Annotated in this window: 1 protein-coding gene and 2 pseudogenes; 1 reads left to right on the top strand and 2 read right to left on the bottom strand. The window is 41.1% G+C overall.

All coding sequences use genetic code 11. The features are described 5' to 3' along the window. Window positions 1-501: pseudogene (locus tag ACRCJ0_RS10755) on the top strand (FUSC family protein); the annotation flags it as partial. A 417-nt stretch (window positions 502-918) separates the two neighbouring features. On the opposite strand, the gene pulA reads toward ACRCJ0_RS10755, so the two are convergent. After that, entirely contained in the window at window positions 919-2,907 is a 1,989-nt protein-coding gene (pulA, locus tag ACRCJ0_RS10760; RefSeq protein WP_431390433.1) for a type I pullulanase, read from the bottom strand. Window positions 2,908-3,127: 220 nt separating this feature from the next. Next, window positions 3,128-3,485, bottom strand: a pseudogene (locus tag ACRCJ0_RS10765) (adhesin); the annotation flags it as partial.

A 3,485-nucleotide genomic window follows, 5' to 3' on the forward strand; every position in this document is an offset into this window, starting at 1 on the left:
ACACTCCTAAAAGATGAGAATGTATGGTCTAAACGAAAACTACCCATGTTAAAACGAAAACTCGTTGTTTTCCGGGCTTTAATCGTTTCACTAGAACAAGCGCTGGCCTTGCTATCCGTCTTACATACCCATACCAATGTCATGTTCCAATTACCAGAAGAACTACGAATCCAAATCCGCGAACGGATTGAAACTCTATGTTCAGCTCACGAACAAATCTTCTTGAAATTTGACGGTCGAATCTCACCATTAGAAGTGAACTTCTTCCAACCAACCCAAGGGTACCGGCAAGACTTAATGGACTCTATCTTCGAATACGCAGCCATTAAACAAACCGCCACCCAAGAAGAATTCGAGCGATCAAACGCCTTAATGTTAATCACCGGCCAATTGGTATCTTACGAAGAGTCATTAATTAAACTAAACACCCTGATTCGTTCATATAGAATCCACCATGACGAAGACGAATACCAAGCAGACTCACTAGAAGGCATCGAATAACTCACATGTCATCAAAACAAAATATGGGCCATTTTAAAAGGAGGGGTTGAGACTGTTGTCTCGACCTCTCCTTTTTTTGAATGTGCAGTTAATTTATTAAGTCCGCTTCAACATAGCTACCAATTGTAGCAAGTTGGCACACTAGTGAAATAAGTGATTATTGAGTTCGAAACTACTATTAATTATGCAAATCCGAAATACTGTAGAAAGGCTCGCGATAATTAAGGTCATGTATCGAATCATAGGTGCTTTTATCATGAAATGCACCACGATAACTAGTAGCCTCATTCTACTGATTTTAGACAAGCGTATAGCTTACTTTATCTCTTAAATAGCGTTCACCTTTATATGATTAGTAGCTATGTTAGAAAAGGACACATTCTAAAGGCAAGACTGGAGCTTTTCTATCATTAACTATTATTCCACTCTTTCTAAAATCAAGGTAGAAAGAACTGGTACCTTAACATCCGCATTACCTTTGATTAAATCCGCAAAGTCATCGCCAACCATTTTGTTATCGCGGGCAATTGGTCGCCAGCCACCTTCTGGTATCCATACTTTTACATCATTCAATTGGCCGTTAAAAATCACTACTAATTCATGACCTAGGCCGTGGTAATGCACGCCTATGATTTGGTAGTCTGACTTAATCACGGTTACATTTTCAAAAAATGTTTGCTGGTTTTTCTCTGTAAAGAATGGGTATTTCTTCCGCAATGCCAATAACCCCTTAAAGTAGTTAACTGCATCATAATTTGAAGCCATTAAATCCCAGTCCATGCAGTTGATTTCGTCACCTGAGTTATAGGAATCTCTTACCCCATGCTTGGTCCGGAAGAATTCTTGACCAGAATGGAAGAACGGAATACCGGCTGACAAGGCGATAATCGAATTCCCTAATAGTTGTCGTCTTTTACGCAGTCTGACTGGTTCTTCGCCGTGAGACAAGGCAATTTTATCCCGTAAAGTATAGTTATCATGCACTTCAATATATTGGATTAGTTGTTGGGCTTGGGTCACGTTGGCATCACGTTTTGACAAGTTACCCCCACCTAAGAATGATGCAAGGACGGCTTGTTCTGTCATAAATTTACCCGTGATAAAACCTGGATCCGTTGCGTCCCCGTAGTCCGATCCACGTACTTGATCGCGGAGTTGGTCATTAAAGTAAGAAATACGAGGGGTTTTATAAGCATTACGAAGGATAGCCTTTTTGTCAGAAGATAAAAGGGTCTCCAGGTCCCACCCTTCACCGTACATTAAAATGGATGGATCAATCTTATCTAGGGCTTCGCGGATTAAATTTAAAGTTTCAATGTCATGAAGGCCCATTAAATCGAAGCGGAAACCATCAATATGGAATTCTTCAGCCCAGTATGTAATGGATTCAATCATGTAACGGCGGAACATCAAACGAGTTGAATCCGTCTCATTTCCTACACCTGACCCATTCGATAAGTCGCCATTTTTGTTGTAGCGGAAATAGTAGTAAGGAACAGTTAAACCAAGCGGATGACGTTCATGTTCATAGACATGGTTGTAGACAACGTCCATCACGACGCGAAGTCCTTTGGCATGCAAGGCTTGGACCATTTCCCGCATTTCTTTCAATCGGGCCACTGGATCTCTAGGCGACATTGAGTAGGAACCTTCTGGCACATTGTAATGCATGGGGTCATAGCCCCAGTTGTAATTATCTGGTCGATCAGACAATTCATCTACCGTTACAAAATCAGCCATTGGCATTAACTGCAAGTGGGTAATCCCTAGATCAGCAATATAATCTAACCCGGTGGCAAATTCGTTGGCTGTTTTAGTGCCACTTAGCGCAAGGCCAGCAAATTTACCGCGTTTTTCCTTGGGTACACCCGAATTGATATTGGAGGTGAGGTCCCGGACACTTGCTTCATAGATGATGGCATCACGTGCATTAGCAAACGATGGGCGTTTGTCATTTTCCCAGTCATCCGGGTAACCTTCATCTAAATCGACAATGACAGACCGGGCGCCATTAACGGTAACGGCTTGCGAGTACGGGTCTTGGGTGATTTCAACGGTTGAATTAGGGAAGAAAATCCGGTACATATAAGGAACATTTTTGTAATCACCTTCTAACCGAACGGCGTAGGTACCAGTTTCTAGTTCTTCTTCCATCTGGACAGCTTCATATTCGTCAGACGTGTCAGATTTGTATAAGAGTAATTCAACATCAATCGCTGTTGGGGTCCAAATACGTAAGAGCGTACTGGTTTTTGAGTAAGAGTAGCCGAGAAATCCGTCATAGTAATAAGCCTTATCAAAAGCATCCGACTCCATGGTTTCGCGCATGCGCAGACTAATTAATTCAGGATCTGCCGTTTCAATTAAATCAAAAATCTCTTGGATAGTTGCAATATCTTTTGCCATAATTGCCTCTTTTCTTCAGCTCGAAAAATGTCTGATTTACATTAAGTTTATCATCTTTATTTTATCGACTTTTCTACTAAAAGACTACAAAAAAACACCCTAGAAGGTGAATTCCCGTCCATTCAGTACAATATCACCATTTTTTGGTTATATCAGTGAATGTGGGTGCCCTTTTAAGGTGTTTTATCTTGTTGTATTACTTTAAATCATGCTGAATTGATTATTCTGAAACAGATGTTTCATCTGAAGTAGATTCTTCTTCAATAACACTCTCTTGAGATGTATCAGTTGCTTCACTTGATGATTCACTTGATGATTCACTCGACTCAGACAAACCGTAATCAGGTTCTGGTTCAGAGTAGTAGTAATCTTCTTCAGCCGCCGCTTCTTCTGCTGCAATTGATTCTGAAATATATGCTGCTTCAGCTGCCGCCGATTCTTCCGCTGCGATTGATTCTGATTCGGCGATTGATTCTGATTCGGCAATAGAAGCATTTTCAGCATCGATTGATGCTTGTTCTTCTGCTGCAATTGATTCAGCTTCTGCATCTAATGATGCTTGTTCTTCCGCTGCGATC

It is taken from the genome of Aerococcus sp. L_32 (genome assembly GCF_050689315.1).

Excerpts from the sequence above, each read along its gene's own strand:
- pulA (WP_431390433.1), bottom strand. The coding sequence starts at position 2,907 with ATGGCAAAAGATATTGCAACTATCCAAGAGATTTTTGATTTAATTGAA.